Source organism: Mucilaginibacter sp. P4_D1, assembly GCF_056401935.1.
In genome coordinates, this window is the sequence record NZ_JBFUIJ010000063.1 from 1 (window position 1) to 24244 (window position 24244).

Annotated in this window: 19 protein-coding genes; 10 read left to right on the top strand and 9 right to left on the bottom strand. The window is 42.8% G+C overall.

Annotation, left to right across the window (positions count from 1 at the left end; all coding sequences use genetic code 11):
- Nucleotides 1-123 (bottom strand): transposase family protein (locus AC1DV1_RS28810; protein ID WP_477367397.1); only part of this gene is annotated, 123 nt, incomplete at its 3' end.
- Between the two features lie 201 nt (nt 124-324).
- Between AC1DV1_RS28810 and mutS the strand changes: the two genes are divergently transcribed.
- From mutS to AC1DV1_RS28825, 3 genes are all read left to right on the top strand, one after another.
- Complete coding sequence (mutS, locus tag AC1DV1_RS28815; protein ID WP_477367344.1) at nt 325-2934, top strand: DNA mismatch repair protein MutS; 2610 nt, start codon at nt 325-327, stop codon at nt 2932-2934.
- 161 nt (nt 2935-3095) lie between these two features.
- Nucleotides 3096-3659 (top strand): C40 family peptidase, encoded by a 564-nt coding sequence (locus AC1DV1_RS28820; RefSeq protein ID WP_477367347.1) that lies wholly within the window; start codon nt 3096-3098, stop codon nt 3657-3659.
- Nucleotides 3660-3838: 179 nt separating this feature from the next.
- On the top strand, nt 3839-3967 hold the full coding sequence (locus tag AC1DV1_RS28825) for a hypothetical protein (RefSeq protein WP_255369896.1): 129 nt from the start codon (nt 3839-3841) through the stop codon (nt 3965-3967).
- Here the strand turns inward: AC1DV1_RS28825 and AC1DV1_RS28830 are convergent.
- Nucleotides 3954-5867 (bottom strand): DUF3857 domain-containing protein, encoded by a 1914-nt coding sequence (locus AC1DV1_RS28830; RefSeq protein WP_477367351.1) that lies wholly within the window; start codon nt 5865-5867, stop codon nt 3954-3956. The genes AC1DV1_RS28825 and AC1DV1_RS28830 overlap by 14 nt on opposite strands.
- Nucleotides 5867-7846, bottom strand: a complete 1980-nt coding sequence (locus AC1DV1_RS28835; RefSeq protein WP_477367354.1) for a DUF3857 domain-containing protein — start codon at nt 7844-7846, stop codon at nt 5867-5869. Before AC1DV1_RS28835 ends, AC1DV1_RS28830 begins: the two co-directional genes overlap by 1 nt.
- Nucleotides 7847-7976: 130 nt before the next feature.
- Here AC1DV1_RS28835 and AC1DV1_RS28840 point away from each other — a divergent pair, with 130 nt between their 5' ends.
- A complete protein-coding gene (locus AC1DV1_RS28840) occupies nt 7977-9014 on the top strand; it encodes an exonuclease domain-containing protein (RefSeq protein ID WP_477367357.1) in 1038 nt (345 codons plus the stop codon).
- A gap of 98 nt (nt 9015-9112) precedes the next feature.
- On the opposite strand, the gene AC1DV1_RS28845 is transcribed toward AC1DV1_RS28840, so the two are convergent.
- Both AC1DV1_RS28845 and queG read right to left on the bottom strand, forming a co-directional pair.
- Complete coding sequence (locus AC1DV1_RS28845; protein WP_477367360.1) at nt 9113-9796, bottom strand: hypothetical protein; 684 nt, start codon at nt 9794-9796, stop codon at nt 9113-9115.
- A gap of 107 nt (nt 9797-9903) precedes the next feature.
- The gene (queG, locus tag AC1DV1_RS28850; RefSeq protein ID WP_477367363.1) at nt 9904-10830 is read right to left on the bottom strand and encodes a tRNA epoxyqueuosine(34) reductase QueG; all 927 of its coding nucleotides are present in this window, start codon (nt 10828-10830) and stop codon (nt 9904-9906) included.
- 162 nt (nt 10831-10992) lie between these two features.
- Between queG and AC1DV1_RS28855 the strand changes: the two genes are divergently transcribed.
- Nucleotides 10993-11358 carry a SpoIIAA family protein gene (locus AC1DV1_RS28855; protein WP_477367367.1) on the top strand — a complete coding sequence of 122 codons (366 nt, stop codon included), beginning with the start codon at nt 10993-10995 and terminating at the stop codon, nt 11356-11358.
- 43 nt (nt 11359-11401) lie between these two features.
- Here AC1DV1_RS28855 and AC1DV1_RS28860 read toward each other — a convergent pair whose 3' ends face one another.
- A complete protein-coding gene (locus tag AC1DV1_RS28860) occupies nt 11402-12085 on the bottom strand; it encodes a hypothetical protein (protein ID WP_477367370.1) in 684 nt (227 codons plus the stop codon).
- A 184-nt stretch (nt 12086-12269) separates the two neighbouring features.
- Between AC1DV1_RS28860 and AC1DV1_RS28865 the strand changes: the two genes are divergently transcribed.
- The 3 genes from AC1DV1_RS28865 to AC1DV1_RS28875 all read left to right on the top strand — a co-directional run bounded on the left by AC1DV1_RS28865 (nt 12270) and on the right by AC1DV1_RS28875 (nt 16173).
- Nucleotides 12270-12836, top strand: a complete 567-nt coding sequence (locus AC1DV1_RS28865; protein WP_477367373.1) for an acyl-CoA thioesterase — start codon at nt 12270-12272, stop codon at nt 12834-12836.
- A 98-nt stretch (nt 12837-12934) separates the two neighbouring features.
- The gene (locus AC1DV1_RS28870; RefSeq protein ID WP_477367376.1) at nt 12935-14842 is read left to right on the top strand and encodes a tetratricopeptide repeat-containing sensor histidine kinase; all 1908 of its coding nucleotides are present in this window, start codon (nt 12935-12937) and stop codon (nt 14840-14842) included.
- Nucleotides 14843-15084: 242 nt separating this feature from the next.
- Complete coding sequence (locus AC1DV1_RS28875; RefSeq protein WP_477367380.1) at nt 15085-16173, top strand: fatty acid desaturase; 1089 nt, start codon at nt 15085-15087, stop codon at nt 16171-16173.
- A 153-nt stretch (nt 16174-16326) separates the two neighbouring features.
- Here AC1DV1_RS28875 and clpB read toward each other — a convergent pair whose 3' ends face one another.
- The gene (gene clpB / locus AC1DV1_RS28880; RefSeq protein WP_477367383.1) at nt 16327-18942 is read right to left on the bottom strand and encodes an ATP-dependent chaperone ClpB; all 2616 of its coding nucleotides are present in this window, start codon (nt 18940-18942) and stop codon (nt 16327-16329) included.
- A gap of 157 nt (nt 18943-19099) precedes the next feature.
- Between clpB and AC1DV1_RS28885 the strand changes: the two genes are divergently transcribed.
- Entirely contained in the window at nt 19100-20434 is a 1335-nt protein-coding gene (locus tag AC1DV1_RS28885; RefSeq protein ID WP_477367387.1) for a sensor histidine kinase, read from the top strand.
- Between the two features lie 139 nt (nt 20435-20573).
- Here AC1DV1_RS28885 and ligD read toward each other — a convergent pair whose 3' ends face one another.
- A complete protein-coding gene (gene ligD, locus AC1DV1_RS28890; protein WP_477367391.1) occupies nt 20574-23291 on the bottom strand; it encodes a DNA ligase D in 2718 nt (905 codons plus the stop codon).
- 268 nt (nt 23292-23559) lie between these two features.
- On the opposite strand from ligD, the gene AC1DV1_RS28895 reads away from it, so the two are divergent.
- Nucleotides 23560-23955, top strand: a complete 396-nt coding sequence (locus tag AC1DV1_RS28895; protein WP_477367394.1) for a hypothetical protein — start codon at nt 23560-23562, stop codon at nt 23953-23955.
- A 176-nt stretch (nt 23956-24131) separates the two neighbouring features.
- Here AC1DV1_RS28895 and AC1DV1_RS28900 read toward each other — a convergent pair.
- Nucleotides 24132-24244 (bottom strand): transposase (locus tag AC1DV1_RS28900; protein ID WP_477365692.1); only part of this gene is annotated, 113 nt, incomplete at its 5' end.

The following is a 24244-nucleotide window of genomic DNA, read 5'->3' on the forward strand; positions in this document are numbered from 1 at the left end:
AGCAGCACCACATAACACTGCCAAGACCGATAAAATGATTACTTCCAGTAAATTATGCTTCTTATTATTGCCCGTGCGTGGATCGGGTATCCATCTGAAATGATCGTGAAGGGATGTGGGCATATTCTTTTTTACAAAGAAAAAAACTTGAAAGCCTTTTTGACAACCGCAACCCTTAAACTTATCACCTCTTTATCAACATTTTGTTGGCAACACCTCCCGTTTTTAACGTTTCTTATGCGTCAGCCCTGCAACTTTTCCACAATGCCCTAAAACCACGGGCAATGCATTAACTTTACCCGATTAACAAAAGGAGTAAACCGCTTGGCTAAAGACACTACCAAAGAAACCCCATTAATGCAGCAATACAACGCCATCAAGGTGAAGTATCCAGGTGCTCTGCTGCTGTTCCGCGTGGGCGATTTTTACGAAACTTTTGGCGAAGACGCCGTTAAGGCCGCAGGCATATTGGGCATTGTACTTACCCGCCGCGGTAATGGCGTAGGCACGCATATCGAACTGGCTGGCTTCCCGCACCATTCACTGGATACGTACCTGCCCAAACTGGTACGCGCGGGGCAGCGTGTGGCCATCTGCGATCAGCTGGAAGACCCTAAAACAACCAAAACTATTGTTAAACGCGGCGTTACTGAACTGGTTACGCCCGGGGTAGCTACTAATGACAATATCCTAAATCAAAAAAGCAATAACTACCTGGCATCGCTGCATTTTGAAAAAAACAGCATAGGCATTGCCCTCATCGATATTTCGACAGGCGAATTCTGGACAGCGCAGGGCAACAGCGATTATATTGATAAGCTGCTGCAAAGTTTCTCGCCAAGCGAAGTGATATACCCTAAAAGCCGCACGCGCGATTTTAAAGATAACTACGGCGACCGCTTTTATACCTATGCCCTTGACGAATGGCCCTACAGCGGTGATTACGCTACCGAAACGTTGTTGAAGCATTTCGGCGTAAAATCGTTAAAAGGTTTTGGGATAGATAAGCTTAACCTGGGCATTATAGCCGCGGGTGTAGCCATCCATTATTTAAATGAGACAGAACACCGCAATCTGCAGCACATCAGTGCCATTGGCCGGATTGAGGAAGACCGTTATTTATGGCTGGACAGGTTTAGTGTACGCAACCTGGAACTGGTAGGATCGACCAACGATAATGCACTTACCCTGGTTGATGTACTTGACCATACCTGCTCGCCCATGGGCGCCCGTTTGCTGCGCCGGTGGATTGTGATGCCCCTTAAAGAGATAAAGCCTATAAACGACCGGCTGGGCGTTGTAGAGTACATGATTGAGCACGAAGAGCTGCGCGAAAACCTGCAAAACTGCATCCGCCAGATAGGCGACCTGGAGCGGTTAATCAGCAAGATAGGTTTACAAAAAGCCAACCCGCGCGAGGTTTGCCAGCTTAAAAAAGCACTGATGGCCATCGGCTCCATCAAAAAAACAGCCGAATCTTCTGAAAGCCTGCCACTACGCGCTATTGGCGAGCAGTTAAATCCCTGCGTAACTATTTGCGAGAAAATAGAACGCGAATTAAACCCCGAGCCGCCGGTAATGATCGTAAAAGGATCGGTGATGAACGAGGGGATTAATGAGGAACTGGACAGGCTGCGTAAAATAGCCTTTGGCGGCAAAGGATACCTGCTGGAGATACAAAAACGCGAGGCCGAGGCAACGGGGATACCGTCATTAAAAGTTTCTTTTAATAACGTGTTCGGGTATTACCTGGAGGTTACGCATAGCCACCGCGATAAGGTACCCTCGGAGTGGATCAGGAAGCAGACTTTGGTTAACGCTGAGCGCTATATTACCCCCGAGCTAAAAGAATACGAAGAGCAGATTTTAGGTGCCGAGGAAAAAATCCTGGTGATTGAAACCCGCCTTTATAATGATCTGTTGTATTCACTTGCCGAATATATAAAACCTATCCAACTGAATGCGCAGTTAATAGCCCGTTTGGATGTGCTGCTTAATTTTGCCCATATATCCATCAAAAACTATTACGCCAAACCCCAGATGAACGAGAGTAAAGTGCTCGACATTAAAGGCGGCCGCCACCCGGTGATAGAAAAGAACCTGCCGCTGGGCGAAAGCTATATCACTAACGATGTATACCTGGATTCGGAAACGCAGCAGATCATCATCATCACCGGCCCCAACATGGCGGGTAAGTCGGCTTTGCTCAGGCAAACCGGTTTAATTGTGCTGATGGCGCAGATGGGCTGCTTTGTGCCGGCTAAATCGGCGTCGATTGGGTTGGTCGACAAGATATTTACCAGGGTAGGGGCGTCAGATAACCTATCGTCGGGCGAATCAACCTTCATGGTGGAGATGAACGAGACGGCCAGTATCCTGAATAACCTGTCAGACAGAAGCCTGATCCTGCTTGACGAGATTGGCCGGGGTACCTCAACCTATGATGGTATTTCCATTGCATGGTCTATTGCCGAATACCTGCATAACCATCCAACGGCAAAAGCCAAAACGCTGTTTGCCACCCACTATCATGAGCTGAACGAGCTGAGCAACAGTTTTAACCGTATCAAAAACTTCAACGTATCAGTAAAGGAAGTTGGCCAGCAAATTATTTTCCTGCGTAAGCTGGTACCCGGCGGCAGCGAACATAGTTTCGGGATTCACGTAGCCAAGCTTGCCGGAATGCCCCAAAAAGTGCTGACCCGCGCCAATGAAATTCTGAAGAAACTGGAAAACGAACGCACAGGAGGGGAGCATATCAAAGAAAGCATCCGCAAAGTGCAAAAACAGGCCGTGCAGATGCAAATGTTCTCGATAGACGACCCCGTATTGGTAAAAATCCGCGATACCCTTAATAATCTTGATGTAAATACGTTAACACCCGTTGAAGCGCTGATGAAGCTGGATGAGATACAAAGGGTGATAAAATCGTAGATTTCAGATGTGCAGATTTCAGATGTGCAGATGGAAAGGCAGGCCATTTTATATTTTATAAAACATCTGCACATCTGAAATCTGAAATTTGCACATCTGCAATGTTAAATTGTTAAAAACATCCGTATTTTACCATCACGTATAAATTCTACTTTTACTGCATGACCAAACATCGCCTCTTTTTATATTGCTTCGTTTTGTTTTTTGTGCCGATAGTATTAACCTCCTGCCATACCCGCAAGGCAGCCATGCGCGGCCGGCCCGGCGAAGTAGTAAAACCTGATGGGGATATTGCTTCCAAATATTCGGAGATCATGGGCGTAGGCAAAAGCGATATCGAAAATGGGAGGCTTTATGCTTTTATCGAGCAATGGATGGGTACCCCCTACAAATTTGGCGGCCTTGATAAAGATGGTGTGGATTGTTCAGGACTTGCCTTTTTGCTGGAGCAGCAGGTGTACGGAATTACCATCCCCCGGATGACCAGCAAGCAAATAACCGTTATTAAACGCAAATATGAAGACGAACTAAAAGAAGGCGACCTGGTTTTCTTCGATTTTGACGGCAAGCAGTTTAGCCACGTGGGCATTTACCTGCAAAACGGATATGTAGTTCATGCCAGCTCAAGGCGGGGCGTAATTATCGTAAAACTTCGCGACCCATCGCTATACAAATACTTTTCCAGAGCGGGATCTGTGGATGAAGGAACTGTTCAGGTTAATTAAGTAGTAGCATGTAATTAGTATCAAGTATCAAGATTTTTAGTTCGTGGCATTATTAAATTGGGTTGTTAATTTTAAAACCACTCACCCAATCAACTAAATTAACCACTCACTAATTTMCAAACCACTCACCTAATCAACTCAATCAACCACTCACTGAAAAGTACTAACTTTGCATCCTTATGTCGAAGCAAAAAGAAGAATACTCGTTTTGGACTAAATATAAAAAGTTTGCCGGTAACGAGATCACACTTTACCTGGTGATGATTATTGGTATCATCCTGGGCATTGTAATATTTAGTTATCTTTAATCAGCGTTACATTGCTGTTATCTGTTTCGCTTACCGATTGGTAAAAATCTACAAAAGCCTGGTACAAATCTTTGCTGTAGGTACCGTCAATTATTTGCAGCTTTCGTTTGTAAATTAACTGGTTGCCAACGACCGTGGCAGATACCGAGAAATTGCCAAATGGTTTTTCGAGCGAAATACTGGCCGGCCGCATATCTACATGATAACCTTTGGGTAGGGTATAGGTAATTTCGTCTTCATCGGTATAACCCGTGTTAATGTATAAATCATAATGCCTGTTGCGTACCTCGCGCGGGGTATTATCTTTTCTGTTGGTGGCATTGGCCAAAAAGTCGATTTTACCATTAACGGCCGACCCATAATCTGGGGCAGTTAGTTTGATTGTTTCCGTAAGGCTTGGGTGGATGTTTTTATCGTCTTTAAAATCAAATTTTTCGATATCCAGGTTATTAATGGCGTAAATTTTCTGGAGTATTTTCACTTGTTCTTTTGGTGGCTCGGTAAGCAGGTACGCGCGGTTATCATATTGCAAGCCTTTAAAACTGGTAAACATACTGCCCGACAATGTTCCGTCGGCAGCCAGGGTAAAATCGGCCTTACATTGCTGTATATTGCTTTTAGCCAGATATTTTGGGGTATGTATCAATTTACCGCCTTCGGGCGTGCAGGCTAATACGTCGCGGTCGTCGGTAAAATCACTCAAAAAGCCAAAAGGAATTTGCTGGCTGGTACATTCTAAAAAGGTGGTATCGTTTTTAAAAGGCAGGCACAGGATTACGTGGTCAAACTGGTTCATACTCGCAAAATCTGTAAGCGGGCTACGTTTTAAAGTTCCCGACTTTACAATACAGTAATAGGAATCGATGTCTACGGCCTTAAAAAGTGATTGCGTATAGTTTACCAGAGCTTTACAATCGCCATAATTTTGCGCATCAACATCGCTTGCTAAAAACGGCTGATAACCGCCTATACCAACCTGCACGCTGATGTAATGTGTTTTGCCCTGCATATATTCATATATCTTTTTGGCCTTGTCTTTAGGATTGGAAATGCCCTGGGTTATTTCCTGCATCCTGTAGATAGTGCTTGGTGGTAAAGCCTTGCGCGACGATAGCAATTTATCATAGATCCATTTACCCATGCCGTTCCAGTCATTAAACGAGCCTGTTACGCCAAGGTAATTAAACTCCGACGCGGGCGAAATCTTCACCCTGCTGCTCATCTTTTCGTAAACAGGGCTATAAGGCTCGGATTTTGATGCTTTAATATTACTTATCTGCCAGCTATAGGTCTTCTCGCCCTGTTTATTTGTACCTTCAACCAATTGCGAGAGCATGTTAATTTCTTTGTACCTGATTTTAAAATCGGGCTTGCAGCTAAATGTATAAGTGCTTTTTTCAACAGACACATCAACTGATGGTTTAGGCTCCCAGTCCTGGAAGCTTAATGATTGCTTCGATTTATATTCGTATTCATAAACAACCGTGTAAGGATAATCAGTTACAGCGGGCTGAAAATGTTTTACTTTGGTATCTTCAAACAAAGCCGAGCGGCTTACGGCGCCGTCGTCCTGGAAATCACTTTCAGAAAACTTGCCAATAGGTTTGCCAAATTGGTTATAAACCAATCCTTTTATGTTTTTAATCACATTCGCTTTATCGTGAAATATCACAATTTCGGCTTCGTCGTCGCCATTTTTATTTAATATGGTTACCGCGGTTTTAATACGGTAATAGGTATTATCCAGGTCTTTTACCTCAATGTTCATGTCGTTACTCCGTATAACGGCGCTGGCATAGGGTAGCAAATCTTTAGGTATCAGCGATGCATCATAATTTTCCTGCGCGGTTGCACTCCATGTGGATGCAAATAATAAAATGAGCGATGTAAGTACTTTCATTATTTTTTCTTGAAAACCATATCTGCCTTTTCTGTAAGTATTATTTTGTTATACAGTTCTTTAAGATAAGGATATTCCTCGGATGTGTAAACAGGTTTGGTGAATTTGGTGATGTTTGAAAATGTGAAAGTATTGTCTAAATTTTCAAAGCTGGTTGCATACAAGCCGCCATCGCCAGGCATTTTAAAGGCTACTGTTTGTGGTGGCGTTTCAACGGTATATCCCTGCGGTAGCCGCATGGTTAATATTAACCTGTCGTCAGATGCCATCCCCCAATCTACGGGGTAATCTCTTTCGGCCAGCTTAAATGGGTTTTTGGTGATTTTTTCCCATAAAAAAGGGTTAAACACCAACCGGTTGTGGTTAGTATTGTCATAAGCGTCAATCTCAACTTCAAAAGTTTCACCAAGCGGCATATCAAGGCTATCCAGGTTGGCTATAGTTGATTTCAGGATTTTTAATTTGGGGAGTTTTTCGTCCTGGTTCTCAACATACTCRTCAACCGAGTTGAATTTTTTAATGGCTTTACGTTTTTCATAGGCGTTATATCCACTGTAGTAGTTGATAATGGTCCCTTTTAGCTTACCATTGTCAAGCAAAGTTAAATCAAGTGATCTTGTTGTCGATTCCTTTTGAAGCCCGCTTAACTCCATCCAGTACGATGGTTTATCAAGGTTTATTACCCGCCCTTTGTCATTAAGGCATTTTAATGGTAACAGGCCAAATGATAACAGCGGGTCTGTAGCATCAAGCAGGTAGCTTTTATCGCCAATATTCACTTTGGCAATCACGTAATTAAAATCGTTAATTACCGGGTAAAGCATATTAATGTTGCCGTTGTTACGGGTTGATAGTACTACAAGCTCGGTATTAAGGTCGGCCGCCCTTAGGGCTGCCCCAAGGGCAAGGTTAATATCGCCAATAGTGCCCGTATGTGCTTCATACGCTTTTTTTATACCCTCGGGGCTATATAGCGATGTAATGTCATTCCACTTAAACCACTTTTGCAGGTAAGCATAAATTGCCTTTGCTTTTTCAAGCTCGTCGGTTTTGCCGGCTATTACCGTTGCTATCCTGTCTTTCATCAATTCTTTGCGTTTAAACTGCGAGCCAAAATAATCGTCGGTTTTTAGCTGGTGCTCAATATCTTTCCATGTTTTAGACACAACGGTTTTGGCCCCGGTGTATGGGTTGGTCCACTCCACCTCATCAAAATATATGGCCGATAGAAAGTTTTTGGGCGATGTCATGTAATCTTCAGATACAAAAGCCGGGATATCTGTCATCTCATAGGTGATATATGAACAATCGCATTTGGCGCCATGCGACGAAAAGCATTCCCTTTCAACCTCCGATGTAGATTTTGAAAGCTTTTGACCGCCGCGTAACGAGGCGTTAAACACCCAAAACGCAGGAATATGCACATCATATTTTGAATGGGCTTTAGGTATCTCGTCCTGGAAATCCCAATTCCTGAACTCATCAATATAAGGCGAGGTTAGTTTGTACTTAAAGTCAATAACGCAACCCGGCCGTAAGGCAGGTAAGGCAAACTTTACGGTACTGCGATATTGGTAATCTTTTACAGTATACACCTTTTTTACATCCAGCGGGGCGCTTCGCATCAGGCCATCATCGTCACGGTAATAGGTGGTGCCTGTTATGTCGCTAACTTCTTCGGTTGTTTCTCCGTTTGCGCTGTGATGAAAAGGTATTTCAATGGTGCCGTGTTCAAGCCCTTTTGTATCAAATATTTTTATGCGGGCATGGTAATCAAATATCAGGCGTACATGGTCGTCGCTTACCATATCAATCCTGCTTTTGCCAAATTCGTTTAAAAATATGGCATGTGCCGAGGTGTCTTTTGCGTATCTTTTTAGTTCAAGGTCTTCGGTGCTTACACTCCCTTCAAAATCCTGGGCCTTTATAATGTGTTGAGCACCAATAAATAAAATAATAATAAGTAGCAGTTTTTTCATACAATAATCGCGATAATTAGGATGGTATTAATTTAAAAATAAAACTTAGATATTAATTAAATTAAAAAATTTATTGTGCTGATTCTTTTTAGGACATTTGCGACCTTTACAGTAATACTGAATCATTACAATGAAACTAAAATTAAAACGCCCGCTTGCCTTTTTTGACCTGGAAACTACGGGGACCAATATAGGGGTTGACAGGATAGTAGAAATATCCGTGATTAAACTACACCCCGATGGCAGCGAAGAAGTTAAAACCTGGCGTGTTCATCCGGGAATGCCAATTCCGCTGGAGTCATCACTGGTACATGGTATTTATGACGAGCATATAAAGGACGAACCGGAGTTTAAAGCTTTGGGCCAGGCCATAGCCGAATTTGTTGGCGATAGCGACCTTGCCGGCTACAACTCCAATAAGTTTGATATCCCGATGCTGATGGAAGAGTTTTTGCGCGCCGGCGTACAGTTTACGTTAGACGACCGCCATTTTGTGGATGTACAAAATATATTTCACCAGATGGAGCAGCGTACGCTTAAAGCAGCTTACCAGTTTTATTGCGATAAAAAGATTGAGAACGCCCACTCGGCCGAGGCTGATACCCGCGCAACCATGGAGGTTTTGCTGGCGCAGATTGAGCGCTATGAAGACATGGAGTGGGAGGATAAAAAGGGAAATATTACCGTGCCGGTTGTTGGCGACGTAGAAGCGCTGCACAAGTTTACCAACCTAAGCAAGCCGGTTGATTTTGCCGGCCGGATGGTTTACAACGAGCAGGGCGAGGAAACCATTAACTTTGGCAAACATAAGGGCAAAAGGGTTGAGGATGTGTTGAATGCCGAACCAAGCTACTATTCATGGATGATGCAGGGCGATTTTCCGCTATATACCAAACGTAAGCTGGAAGAGATATACACCCGCTGGAATGCTAAAAAGAATGCAGAGCGCCAGGCAAAAAACGCCGCCCAGCAACCAAAGCCAGCCGAACAGGCCCATGCACCACGCCCGGAAGCGCCTAAGGCCGATTATCCTAAAAAAGAATTCCATAAACCCGATCATACCAAAACTCAATATCCGCCCAAGCCCTTTAAAAAGAAAGAAGAGCCTGCCCAGCCCGTTAATGACGATATGCTGGCCCAATTGGCGTTGAAATTTAAGAAGGGATAGTTTGTTTAGATTTGAGATGTTAGATATGAGATTTGAGACTTTTTTAAAGTTTCATTAAACAAAAAGCCCCGTCAGGGGCTTTTTACATATCTCATATCTCATAACCCTTCGGTATCAACAAGAAAACTTTTGGTTTGCAAAGTTGGGGTAGCTTCAAGGTCAATAGTATCCCGTTGTTTAAGAGCGTGGAAAATTCCCGTAGATGAAATTGCCTGATACCTAAGGATGGTTTTTTGGCTCCGGGGAACAATCATGTTAACCAGGCTATCTGTTGTAAACAGGTATAGGCCAGTATAGTCCGTCTGAGTATCTACTGTGATCCGGCCGGTTGGTGGAGCTTTTAATGTAAACCTTGCTTTAAATGGCTGATACATAATAACCGACATATCAATTTTGTTATCCTGACCCAAATGGTATGATTGGCCGTTTGGCAACAGGTTTTTAACAAGCGGATCTTTTTTGATATTAAATGTATAATATGCTGTACCGAGCATATCATTTTCGACAGCAGCATTGCTTGTAAAGGAAAGGTGATAATCGCCGTTTATGTCGCTAATAACACTGTCTATCAGTTGCTTGGATTTGGCAAGCCCCCAAAAATTTTGATAATAAAATATCTGTACAACTACATTACTGGCAATTACAGCTGGTCCCTGTGTATTAATATGTCCATGTATGGTGGTAGTTACCATGCGTGGTTTTTTTTTACAACCACCAAGCGTAACGCAGCTTGCAAGCAGCAGCAAAATATAAAATAAATTATTACAGCGGTAAAGGTTCATTTGCAGGTTTGGGTTTATAAGTAAAATATTTAGGTTTTAATATAAAAGCCCAAACGAACGCAAGGTAGCAAATGCAACAAAAGTGAATAATAAATATTGATATGTATTTATCGAAGAAAATCGATATTGCGCTTTAGTCCACTGAATTTGGTGCGTTTTACAGCAGAGTTTTTAAATACTTTTTGAAAAACATCCTGCGTAATATCCTGCCAGTCGGCAGCTTTAAGGTGCAGCAAGTCGGGGTGGGGGGCAAAGGCCGGCTCGGTGTTTAAAACAGAGAAACGGTTCCATGGGCATACGTCCTGGCATACATCGCAGCCAAACATCCAATTGTCCATTTTTCCCTTAAACTCTGCAGGCAACTCGTTTTTTAATTCGATGGTGAGGTACGATATGCAGCGGCTGCCATCAACAACGTAGGGCCCAACAATGGCATCAGTAGGGCAGGCATCAATACAATTGGTACAGGTGCCACAATGATCTGCAGTGGGGGTTATGTCATATTCCAGTTCCAGGTCGATGATCAATTCGGCCAAAAAAAAGAACGAGCCTGCTTTTTTGTTAAGCAGGTTGGCATTTTTACCTATCCAGCCCATCCCCGATTTTTTGGCCCAGGCCTTATCCAGTACCGGTGCCGAATCAACAAACACCCGGCCACCAACTTCGCCAATTTGTTCGTTGATGATTTGCAATAACTGTTTAAGCTTATCTTTTATAACGGTATGGTAGTCCATGCCGTAAGCATATTTTGATATTTTGGGTGCAGTTGGGTCTGTTTGCTGGTTATCTGTATAGTAATTAACCCCTAAAGAAATTACCGATTTTGCGCCATCAACAAGTAGCCGTGGGTCAAGACGTTTATCAAAGTGGTTTTCCATGTATTGCATTTCGCCGTGCATGTTTTTTTTTAACCAGGTTTCCAGCCGCGGTGCCTCCTCTTCCAGGAAGCCGGCTTTTGATATACCGCAAAACAAAAAGCCGAGCTTTTGCGCTTCGCTTTTTATTAACTGGCTATATACCGTCCTGTTTTGCATATCGGTGCAAAGATACTACAAATTAAAATTCGTAAAATAAACAGTGTTTGATGATGAATATTAAGCGGAAAGGCATTGTAATGATATTTCTRCAGAAAAAATCCAGATTGTTTAATCAATGGTGTAGTTTTTGTAACTATAGGTAAATATAAAAATGTATAAATGCTTACGCACTTGAACTACCTGCCGAAACACGTTTTAGGATTACACGCCGTTGGTGAAATTACAAATACCGACTACGAAAAAGCGCTTGAGCCCCTGCTTGACGAACACATAAAACAAAATGGAAAAATCAATTTTCTGCTGGTGCTGGAAACCGATATCAAAGATTTTGATGCCGGTGCCTGGTGCGGCAATATAGGTATCGGCTTTAAATACTTTACCAAATGGAACAAATTAGCTATGGTTACTGATAAAGAGGGGATAAGGGAGTTTAGCCATCTGTTTAAATATATACTACCTGGTAGGTACAAAGGTTACACCTTAGAAGAGTTGGACGAAGCCGTAAAATGGATAGCAGAGAAATAGGGTGTTTGGCGGCGGCTTATAGTGCATTAATAAAAGGTAGTTGCTAAAAAATTAGGGTGCCGTCATCGTCAATAAAACATTTCATGAGTATCCGGCAGCCTATCGGTTCTCCGTTTACAGTCGCGGGGACAAAAACTTTGTCTTCTTCGGGCAAAACGTTAACGTTTATGTTAAAGGTTTTTGAAAAGTTACCGCTGTAAATGGTCGTTTTAAAATAGGCCAGCCTGCCACCGGGGCTAACCAGTAATTCAACAACGGCTATAGATACGTCCCTGCTTATATCCATTAGATTTGCCGGCAACCTGAATAGTTTTAAATATGGCAGATAACCATAATACCGCCCGCCTATTTTAATGGGTTTGGTGGTACGGTCGGTATCGGCCAGTTGTTTATCAACAAAATACCTCAGGTTTGATGTGGTATCTTCGGGTGCTTCATATAAAACTTCGTTGTTGGTATAGTTATAGTTTTGGAGCAAACGACCGGTCGGATCAAAAAAATGCCAGATGCCAATTTTTTTATCGTTATCAAAGCGGCCATTGGCCAGGGCATATTTTTTATTATAAATCATCTGGTACAGGCCATGCCTGGTACTTTTGTCGCTTTTTAAAACAGTTAGCTTTTCGGTAATGTGCGCGTTTATTTTATGACTGCGCTCAACAGTTTCCTGGGCACGCGCTACGTTTATAAAAAAAAGGTAAACAATTAGCAGGATTAGATTTCTCAAATGTATTTGTGATTTGGGGTAAATATAAAACAGGTATATATCAATATCAAATAGTTGGTTTGAAATTAAGGATGTGGTTTGGATGGGTTATAGAGGGCAAGGTTTAACGCAATTAATGTATTGTAATAGTTTTGTTGCATTAATAGTATGGGATGCTTAAACTTGTAGCCATAAACCATATTTCATGACTGCGCTAACCGATCAATCCGATTACAAAACGGTACGTTTTTCTGAGACCACGATAACCGAGTTGATGATCCCTTCTTATTCAAATTTTGGCGGCAAAATTCATGGAGGCATATTGTTATCGCTGATGGATAAGGTAGCGTATGTTTGCGCCGCTAAACACGCTGGTAATTATTGTGTTACCGCATCAATTGATACAGTTGATTTTTTACAGCCCGTTGAAGTGGGCGAACTGGTATCATTAATGGCATCGGTTAATTATGTGGGCAACACATCGCTGGTAGTGGGCATTAGGGTGGTATCTGAAAATATCAAAAACAACTCGGTAAAGCATACCAATACCAGTTACTTTACCATGGTATCAAAAGATGAACACAACAAAGCGGCTAAAGTGCCGGGGTTGATATTGGAACACCGTGAGCATGTACGGCGCTTTATTGAAGCCCGGCGCCGTAAAGAAATTAAGCAAGGCTATATGAAAGAAGTGGAGCAGATAAAAATGCCCGACAACTATGAACACTGCATTGAGCTTTTGAAAGGCGAAAGATGCCTGGTTGCCGGCTAAGCAGCGCCACACTTAAATAAGCAGGTAAAATAAAGTATGAATTGCCAACAATGGTTGTCCATACTATTGCAGATAAGATTTCAATCCCTAATTGATAAATGAGGCGAACTATTGGCCAGGTGCTGTTATTATTGCTAATGCATAGCATGTGCTATGCGCAAAAAGATGTGCCAATTGCGGTCGTAACCAATGTTGGAGGTATCAAAAGTACAGTTGACAGCCTCAACAAAACCGCAGGCGAACGCTATATGGGCGCTCCTGATAATGCGCGCGAAATGGCCGGCAAAGCACTGCTGCTTTCCGAAAAAATTAAATACAATACCGGGATAGGTTTAGCCTATATAAACCTGGGCCACGTTTACTGGTCGCAATCTTATTATCCTATCAGTTTATTTTATCTTAATTCGGCGTTACCTTATTTACCTAAAAATAATGCTACTTTATTGGCCGAGTGTTACAGCGCAATAGGCCGTACCTACCTTGAGCTTAAAAATTATCAGCAGGCAATCAATAGCTTAAACCAATCAGCAAAATATGCCGGAAACGATACCAGGATGCTGGGAGAGTTTTATACCGAGAAATCGCTGGTATATATCAGGATGCACGATTATAGCCGGGGTATAGTTGCAAGTTTGCAGGCCTTAAAACTTTGCAGGGCCAGCGGCGATGACAACAATACCAATATTATTTATACCCGGTTAAGTTCAATCCAGCGCCTTCAAAAGCAGTTTCAGAGATCTATAGCTTATGATGATACGGCGTATTACATGAGCTTTAAAACCAATAACCGGCGGTTGCGTGCTAAAACACTTATTGAATATGCCGATAACTATAATGGCCTGAAGCAATTTGATAAAGCAATTGATTATGCCACCAGGGGGGCGGCACTTGCCGGCAGCATTGGTTTGATGAATGGGATTTCGGATGCATACCGCACCATCATGTTTAGCTTTGAACAAAAGAAAGATCTTGCCAACGCCCTGAAATTCCAAAAGAAGTATAACGGAGCGCTTGATTCACTAAACGAATCTGACAGGAGGCGTAATACCGAACTTATCCAAAATTATTTTGCTTTAAATGCCCGGCTTAATGAAATAGCGGTAATTGAGCAAAAGGCGAAAGAAGATAAAAATAAGATCCATTTTCAAAATGCCATCATTATTACACTAATTATCTCGTTACTGGTTGTATTGATTGCTTTATATATTACCTATTATAATTTTAAGCAGAAGAAATTGCTAAATAGTAAGCTGAGCCGGCAGCATGAGGCTTTGCTGGTGCAAAAGGAACTGATTGAAGAGCAATCGGCCAATCTTGCGGCGATAAATAAACTTAAGGATAAGCTACTGGCTGTAATAGGGCACGATTTGCGTACACCTTTCGCAAATCTGCGCAGCATCATGGCCTTGTTTGGAGATAATAACTTAAACCTTGAGGATATGCATGGCCTCATGAAAAAAATGGAGCCGGTAATAAAAGGGGCTGAGCTTACGCTATCCAACCTGTTGGAATGGGCGGGTAGCCAGATCAGGGGGATAAATTTAACACCATCTGTAATTGATATTAACCTTGTAGGCGAAGAGATGGCGCAAGTTTATAGTTACCAGTTACAGCAAAAAAACATCAGGTTTCAAAATATTGCAATCACCGGTCACCTGGTTAAGGCTGATGAAAAGCATATTAAGGTAATTATTGGAAACCTGATTAGTAACGCCATAAAATTTACCGATGATAATGGCATCGTAACCCTGAGTAGCCAGGTGGCCGGCAATGAACTTATTGTTAACGTAAATGATACTGGCAAAGGGATTGCCCAGGATCAGTTGGTTAAACTATTTAATCTTAATTCGCACTTTACCCAAAACGGCACCATGGGCGAGATTGGCACAGGTATCGGCCTGTTTTTGTGTAAAGAACTGGTAGAGTTTAACGGCGGCCGCTTATGGGTTAAATCCGAAGTGAGTAGGGGCAGTACTTTCAGTTTTAGTTTACCATTGGCCGGCTAAGCAAAAATTATTCCTTTTTATATTAACAAATCATAAAGCTTTTGCGTAAAAAAGAGACGTAGTGAAAAGTGTTTTTAGAAATATATATTATGGGATAAGTAATTTAATTATTTCGAAATCGTTTTAAGTATATGTAGATTTAATGAAATCTATTATATCGCTACATCATAATGATATAGTAGATTTTTTACTATATTGTGACAAAATTTATACTCCTAACTTTTTTTATCCCTACTAATTTAATGGCTTTTTTAAACACAGTGCTCGAACCACCCTCATACGGATGGACAGATGAGGATGGTAACCTTGCAAAACCCACCAATGCAATAATTTTAAAAGAGTTTTTCTCGAGACTGAATGTTTTCAGGGATAAAAAAAACTGGCTTTCTTTTTTGAGCTGGTTTTTAGTACTCGCATTAACACCATTCCTGTTTTTGTTCATATTCAAATATTTCAGCATAGTAGGTTTGATAGTTGCATTTGTTTACAGCATGATTATCATGGGTACGCACGGAACTATATGGCACCACAGGTATTGCACGCATAACGCCTATACTTTTACCAATAAATTCTGGCGCTTTTTTACCCAGAACCTTACGCTTAAAATAATTCCCGAAGAGATTTACGCGGTATCGCACCACGTTCATCATGCACTGTCAGACCAGCCCGGTGATCCCTATAATGCGCAGGGTGGCTTTATGTACTGCTTTTTGGCCGATGTAAATCACCAGCCCGTAGCCAGGAACATGACCGAGGCCTGTTACAAAAAATGCGTTAACTTAATGAAACACGTTGGTGTAACTCCCAATACCTATAAGCAATATCAAAAATGGGGTACCATTGCTAATCCATATCGTACCGTTGTTGGTATTATTCTTAACTGGGGTTTCTGGTTCACCGCATTTTATCTAATGGGTGGCTTGCCGTTAGCGTGCGCTATTTTCGGCTCTGCCGGCTTTTGGGCAGTAGGCGTGCGCACCTTTAATTATGAAGGCCATGGTAAAGGCCAGGATAAACGCCGTGAAGGCACCGATTATAACCGCGAAGATATGTCAATAAACCAGCTGTGGCCTGGTTATGTGGCCGGCGAATGGCATAATAACCATCACCTATATCCCAAAAGTGCCCGCTCTGGCTTTAAGCCGCATCAGTTTGACCTGGCCTGGTGCTATATCAAATTGATGAGCATGATAGGTGCTGTAAGCTCGTACCGCGATTCGAAAAAAGAATTCCTGATGACTTATTGTAACAAAGATTCGGTACAAATACCTGTAACCAAACTGGCGGTAAAATATGCCGAAGTAAAACCTGTTTTGGTACGGGTTAAGTAAAATAGTAAACTAACTACTTTTGTGGTGCTTAAATTAACTTAAGCGTCATTTCAGATAAACAATAAAAAAGCAGCGCATGGAGCGCTGCTTTTTTATTATGTTGTAAGTTACGGATGTAGCTAAGCAGTTGGCTTAAGTCAACCAACCACTCACTTATCCAGCCACTTCACTAACCTTAGGCGTGTTCAGGAATACAAAGTTGTTATCAAACATATCTACCTTAATGGTGCTGTCTTTATCTACTGTGCCCGCCAGGATCTGTTTAGATAGCTCGTTCAGGATCTTTTTTTGGATAACACGTTTTAGCGGACGGGCACCAAACTGCGGATCGTAACCTAACTGGGCCAGCCAGTCCAACGCTTCTTCGCTTGCCTCCATGGTGATGCCCATTTCGGCCAGGGTTTGTTGTACCTGGGCAAACTGTAATTTCACAATGTCGTGTATCTCGTGCCGGCTTAGCGGTGTAAACATAATGATCTCATCTATCCTGTTCAAAAACTCGGGGCGGATAGTGGCCCTTAAAACGTTGAATAAATCATTTTTTGTTTTGGCTATTACCTCATCGCGGTTCTTATCCTCCAGCGATTGGAAGTTTTCCTGGATGATGTTTGAGCCAATATTGCTGGTCATGATGATGATGGTATTTTTAAAGTTTACCACCCGGCCTTTATTATCTGTTAAACGGCCGTCGTCTAACACTTGCAGCAGTATGTTAAATACATCCGGGTGTGCTTTTTCAATTTCGTCCAACAATACCACGCTATACGGTTTCCTGCGTACGGCTTCGGTTAACTGGCCGCCTTCATCATAGCCCACATAGCCCGGAGGCGCTCCTATAAGCCTTGAAACGGCATGGCGTTCCTGGTATTCGCTCATATCTATCCGCACCAGGGCGCCTTCGTCATTAAACAGGTATTCGGCCAGGGCTTTGGCCAGCTCGGTTTTACCTACGCCGGTTGTACCCAAAAATATGAACGAACCTATTGGCTTGCGCTTATCCTGTAAACCGGCGCGGCTGCGGCGTATGGCATCACTTATCGCCTCTATCGCTTCCTCTTGCCCTGCAACACGCTTGTGCAGCTCGCCTTCCAGGTTTAACAGTTTTTCTCTTTCGCTTTGTATCATTTTACTCACCGGGATGCCTGTCCAGCGGGCTACTACTCCGGCTATGTCGTCGGCAGTAACTTCTTCTTTCAGCATACGGCTATCGCTCTGGTTCTCCAACAGGGCGGCTTTCAATTTTTCAACTTCGGCCTGTGCCTGTACAATGGTGCCATACCGTAATTCGGCTACTTTACCGTAGTCGCCGGCACGCTCGGCCTGCTCGGCTTCCAGCTTGTAGTGCTCGATTAGTTCAACTTTTATGTTGATGCCATCAACCAGGTCTTTTTCGCCCTTCCATTTGGCCCGTAACGAATCGCGCTGAGCGGATAGATTAGCAATTTCTTCGCTTAGTTCGGCAACCTTGCGGTCGTCGCGTTCGCGTTTAATAGCCTCGCGCTCAATTTCAAGCTGCATAATGCGGCGTTCCAACTCGTCAACCACTTCGGGTACCGAATCCATCTCCAGGCGTAGTTTTGATGCAGCTTCATCCATCAAATCGATAGCTTTATCCGGTAAAAACCTGTCGGCTATGTACCGTTGCGACATTTCAACCGCGGCAATTATGGCTTCGTCTTTAATTCGCACCTTGTGGTGGGTTTCGTAACGTTCTTTTAAGCCACGTAATATCGATATGGCATCGGCGGCATCCGGTTCTTCAACCATTACTTTCTGAAAACGGCGTTCCAGCGCTTTATCTTTTTCTAAATATTTTTGGTATTCGTTAAGGGTAGTAGCACCTATTGATCTTAATTCGCCACGGGCCAGGGCAGGTTTTAAAATGTTGGCAGCATCCATAGCGCCTTCGCCGCCACCTGCGCCAACCAGGGTGTGTATCTCATCTATAAATAAAATGATCTCGCCATCGCTTTGTGTCACTTCTTTTATAACGGCTTTAAGGCGTTCTTCAAACTCGCCTTTATATTTGGCGCCCGCTATCAATGCGCCCATATCTAAGGAGTACACTGTTTTTGTTTTCAGGCTTTCGGGCACATCGCCTTTAATTATCCTGAAAGCTATGCCTTCGGCAATGGCGGTTTTACCAACACCAGGTTCGCCAACCAATATCGGGTTGTTTTTGGTACGGCGGGATAGGATCTGGATAACACGCCTAATCTCATCATCACGGCCAATAACCGGGTCAAGCTTGCCGCTTTCGGCGTACTCGTTCAGGTTGCGGGCATATTTATTTAGGGCATTGTAGGTTGCTTCGGCATTTTGGTCGGTTACTTTGCTATCGCCTCGTAAAGCGATAATAGCTTTTTTAAGGTCTTTTTCGTTTACACCAAAATCTTTAAGCGCACCGCTTACTTTGCCGCCGGCCGCCAGCAAACCCAACAGGATATGCTCAACCGATACAAACTCATCTTTAAATTCTTTTAAGTATCCTTGCGCCTTTTGCAGGGCCGAGTTACTATCTGACGATAGGTAAACGTTGCTGCCGCTAACTTTCGGGAACGATGCTATCTGGGTATCCAGTACCTCGTTCAGGCGGTTAAGGTTAACATTAAGCTTTTTTAGTAAATAGGAAATAACATTTTCATCAACCAGCAGTAAACCTTTTAACAGGTGAGCCGGCTCAATTGCCTGCTGCTGATTACCGGTAGCAATCTCAGAAGCTTTTTGTACAGCCTCCTGTGCTTTTATTGTAAAGTTGTTAAAATTCATAGTGATCTAGTGTTATGAGTTGTATTGGTCAAATCCCTTGCCAGTTAGCTAAACATGATAAAAAGTCACGTAAAAAAAAGATTGGGCGTCATTTTGTCGTGATGTATATTAATTGTAACATTTTTAATACTTTTATTAGTTTTGTAGATACCAGCTCATGTTGAACACTCGCTTTTTTTTCAACACCCTGCCTGTTAAGTACAGGTCGTTGTATAAAGATTTTTACACATACCAAAATTTGGTTGCTGTAAGGGCTGCCAGCATCATATTTTTACTGTTGAACATCATTATAAGGGTGCTGTATGTTGTTTTCCCGGCAAGCCTTACCAAAGCGCAAAACTTTCCCGAATTTAACACAAGCAACTGGGTATTCCTGGTAATAACTCCCTTTTTCCTGATAGCGGCCAACCTGCTGATACTGGAATACAAGAGGCGAAAAAAAAACACCCAGCTTATGGCGGTTACGGTATTTTTATTTTCGTTGTACATTATTACCTGTGGCATGTATTCCAGCTTTATAGCCACATCCGATCCAAGCAATTCGCTTACACTTTACCTGATAGCTTTATGCCTCATAAGCGCCATTGTAGTATTTGAGTATTATGAAACCATTATACTCATCATAGGCATCGAATTGTTTTTTACTGCCCTGCTGCTGTATAGCCAAACATCGCCTACACAAATGGTTTATAACCAGTTAATTTCGGTAGTGCTATTGTCGGCCTTTTATTTAACCTCCCGGTACTTTTTTACTTATAAGGCCAATAGTTACCAGCAGGTTTTACAAATAAGTGAAAAAAATGAATTGATAGAAGGTGCCAATGTGTTTAAAAACCAGGTGCTGGGTATGGTAGCGCATGATTTGCGTAACCCTATTGCCTCGGTTGAGTCGATAGCGATGATGATGGAATTGGATGAGGTAACCGAGGATACGCAGGATAATTTGAATATGATTAAAGAATCGTGCGCCAAAGCCCGGTCGATCATTAACGACTTGCTGGATGCCGCCCGCAATGAAAACGGGAGACCTATTGAAACCGAAAGAACGGAATTAAATCAGCTGCTTAAAACCGCGGTAAATTCATGGCGCACCCAGGGGAAACTGAACGTTGACGTTATTTTTACCAGTAGTATAAACCCTGCTTATGCGCTGATTAATAAAGAAAGGTTTTCCCGTGTGATTGACAACCTGGTAAGTAATGCGGTGAAATTTTCAAAGGATAACAGCCGTGTTGACATGCGGTTAAGCCAGGTTAGTAAAGATGTGATTATAGAGGTTCAGGATTATGGCATGGGGATTCCGCAGGCTATGCTCCCCGAGATATTTAACCGCTTTACAAAGGCCGGCCGCGCCGGCGTGCGTGGCGAACAATCAACAGGCTTAGGGCTTAGTATTGTACGCCAGATAGTTGAAAGCCATAAGGGTACTATCCATGTTGAAAGCACAGAAGGCAAAGGCTCTGTTTTTGTAGTGAAATTGCCGGTGGGGTAGTCATTGTCGCTACGCTTGTCATTGGTCATTTCGCTGCGCTGTCATTAGTCATTGTCGCTGCGCTTGTCATTAATCATTAGTCGGATTTATTTGAGATTTTTAAAACAATCGTTGGTCAATCAAACTTGGTGACCAATGACTATTGACCGAAAATCGATTTAGCTTTTTCCATTGTTTTCTCCAAATCGATGGCCTTTCCTAATACCCCTTTAAATAAATCACCTTCAACTTTTAGCCTGCCAATTGAATTGAATATGGTAAAATGTTTCATGGTGAGGCCGGGTTTTACTTCGTCCCAGTGGAGGGGCATAGATACGGTGGCGCCAATTTTGGGACGGAGTGAGTAGGGGCCGGCTATGGTAGCGCCGGGACGGTTTTGTAAAAAATCAAGATACATTTTACCTTTACGGTTGGCTACCATACGTTCCAGGCTGGTATAATCCGGTATTTGTTTGTGAACGATGTTTACAATGATGCGGGCGAATAATTGGGTTTGATCATAACTGTATTTGGCATCAGTAGGAATATAAATGTGCATCCCGGTTGAACCGGAAGTTTTGCAGTAGGAGGGCACATCAATGGCATCCAGTACTTTTTTTACTTCCAGCGCTGCTGCAATAACCTGGTCGAAGGTGTTTTTATCGGGGTCAAGGTCTATCACGCAATAATCCGGGTTGTCGGGCGATTGAATACGACTGAACCAGGGGTTCATCTCGATGCAGCCTAATGAGGCCATCCATAGCAGGCTTGCCTCATCGGTGCCAACCAAATATTCTTTGTGCTCGCCCTCGCCGTTGGTATACGGAAATGTTTTTACCCAATCGGGCGCTTTGCCTTTTACATCTTTTTGGTAAAAACTTGGGCCGTGAATACCGCCAGGAAACCGGTTAAGCGACATGGGGCGATCTTTCAGGTATGGCAAAATGTACTCCGCTACCTGGTAATAGTAGTTAAACATATCGCGCTTGGTTACCTTATCCTCGGGCCAGTAAATTTTGCCCAGGTGGGTAAACTTCAAATCATGGCCGCAAATTTTGCGCACCTGGGTTTCGTCGGTTGGGTTTAGCAAGGTTTTTCTTCCTTTCTCTTTTGGTGGTTTTATGGCCGACGCATGGTTATCTTCATGTTTCTCTTCCGCTTGTTCAATAGCTGTTCCGGTAGGTTCTGCAACCTCGCGTATTACATCTGTTGCCTTTTTATCAACGCGCATACCCTGGAATGACGGGTGACGGAACACCCCGTCGCTGGTGACTTCGCTAAAAGCTACTTCGCAAACCAGCTGGGGCTTTAGCCATGTTGCTTTGGCTTTGGGCGGATTTGGCCTGAAACGCGATGGTTTATTTACATCGGGAATAGTATCAAAAGGACTTTTATCGGTTATTAATGGCTTAAATTGTGCCATCATTTCCTTTTGTACTTTATCCGAAAAACCGGTACCCACTTTACCTACATATTGCAGGTTTTTACCCTCATAAACACCCAGCAGCAATGAACTGAACTGTTTAGATGTATCCTCGTTTTTGGTGAAGCCAGCTATTACTACTTCCTGCCGTTTGTGCACTTTAATCTTTAACCATTCTTTAGAACGCGTGTCTGAAGCATAGGTGCTATCGGCTTTTTTTGCAATAATGCCTTCTAAGCCCATCCGCTCAGCCGCCTTAAAAAAATCAATGCCGCTGGCGTCAAACACTTTACTGGCGCGCACGCGGTCATCGTCGGCTGGTAAAACCTGTTTGAGTATGGCTTGCCGTTGAGACAGGGGCAAATCCACCAGGTTTTTGCCATCGTACCATAAAATATCAAAAACATAATAAACCAGTTCGCCATCGGCCTCGCTGCGCCAGTTTTGCAGGTTACCGAAATTGGAGATGCCTTTATCGTTCAAAACCAGGATCTCGCCATCCAATACCGCGTTAATCTTCCAACCGTGTAGTAGTTTGTGGATAGGGTAAAATTTTTCGTTAAATGTTTTATTATTACGGGACAATAGCTCCACCTCTCCTTTATTGACAAATGCAAGCGTGCGGTAACCATCCCATTTTACCTCGTAAACCCAATCGGGGTCGTCAAAAGGTTCATCAACCAAGGTGGCCAGCATGGGCTTGATGCCGGCGGGTATTTTAGCTTTGGGGGCTTTTTTTAATAGGGTGTCTACATTAATATCTTCCGGTTCGGCTACACTTTCATCAGGTTCGGCGGGTTTGGTGGATTTTTTTTTTAACGACGACTTTTCGGACTTTTCTATCTTTTCCTCGTGGCCGCTATGCCAAACCTTATCGCTGGTTTTTTCCATCGTTTCAATGGTTTTGCCCGATATTACGGATTTATCTTCTTTGGTAATATCTTTTTTTGATGCAAAGTCGTCATCGTGTTTTATAAGCAGCCAGGCGTTATCGCCCATGCCGTGGGTTTTTACAAGGGCAAATTCGCCACGGAGCTTCTCGCCATGAAGCTTTATTTTTACCGAGCCGGATTTAAGCTCTTTCAACAAGTGCTTTTCCTGCTCTTTTTTGCCTTTAATTTTTTCGATTGGTTCGTAGGTGCCTTCGTCCCAAACGATAACCGTACCGCCGCCATATTCGCCTTCGGGGATGATGCCTTCAAAGTTGCGGTAATCATAAGGATGATCTTCAACCATCATGGCCAGCCTTTTGGTTTTTGGATCTGTTGACGGCCCTTTAGGCACCGCCCAGCTTTTGAGCACGCCGCCCATCTCCAGCCTGAAATCATAATGCAGCCGCGAAGCATCATGCTTTTGTATTACAAAAATGAGGCTGTTTTTATCCTTGCTTTTTCCAGCTTTGGGTTCGGCGGTTTTGGTAAAATCCCGCTTTTTTTCATATTTTTCCAGGCTCATGGTAATGATGTTTGATTAAGGAGATAACATTATGTTGGTGAGGAAAGTTTTTGATTAGTTCATTGGTTCATTAGTATTGCAAGGTGGCAAGATTTGGCAAGATGAATCTTTTATCGAATTAATGAGTATGCCGTCTGTATCAGGTATACACACACAAGTTTATTGGTTGTTATGGCGTCCCAAAAAACGTCCCTGCCTTTTTGCCGGTTGTTGTTCATTATTTAAACCAATACTTCAAACATCAGTCATACCCCTAAAAAACATAACTATGAAAAAGGTATTCATGATGATAGCTTTTATAGCAGGGCTGGGCTTGTTTGCACATGCACAGGAAAAAGTAAAGGCGACACCGGCATTACGGGCTGCAAAACAAACTAAGGTATTGGCCAAACAGCTTAACTTAAGCAACAGCCAGATAACCCAGGTAAATGCGGTACTGCTGGAGCAGGGTAGAGGACTTGATAGTTTGAAGACCCTTAAAGGTACAAATGATAAAAAAGAACAAAAATATTCACATATGCAGATCCGTGACAACGCGCAGGCCAAACTGGAAGCCATTTTAACAGCCGAACAAAAAACAAAATACCTGGCTTTTGTAGAATCCCAAAAACAAAAAAAGGCGGCCAGAAAAGAAGCGAAGGCATCGCCAGCACCGCAGAACTAACTAATTGTATTTTGCAGGACAAGATTTAAACCCCGTTCTATAATAAGAGGCCGTATCATAAATCAAATGATGCGGTCTTTTTATTTTACGGCGGATAAATCGATTTCAAGTAGTTTTTTGATGTTGATTTCGAACTAACGAATATTATTGATTAAGAACGAGTGAAAAGAAGGCCTTTAGGCAGCTTTTTTTCTTAGGTTTTGTGCGATTGAAAGTAAGCCCCATTCTATCGCTACTTTTTCTTTCCCACGGAGCATGAAGCGTCGGAACCCGTGGTTCTGTTTGATAT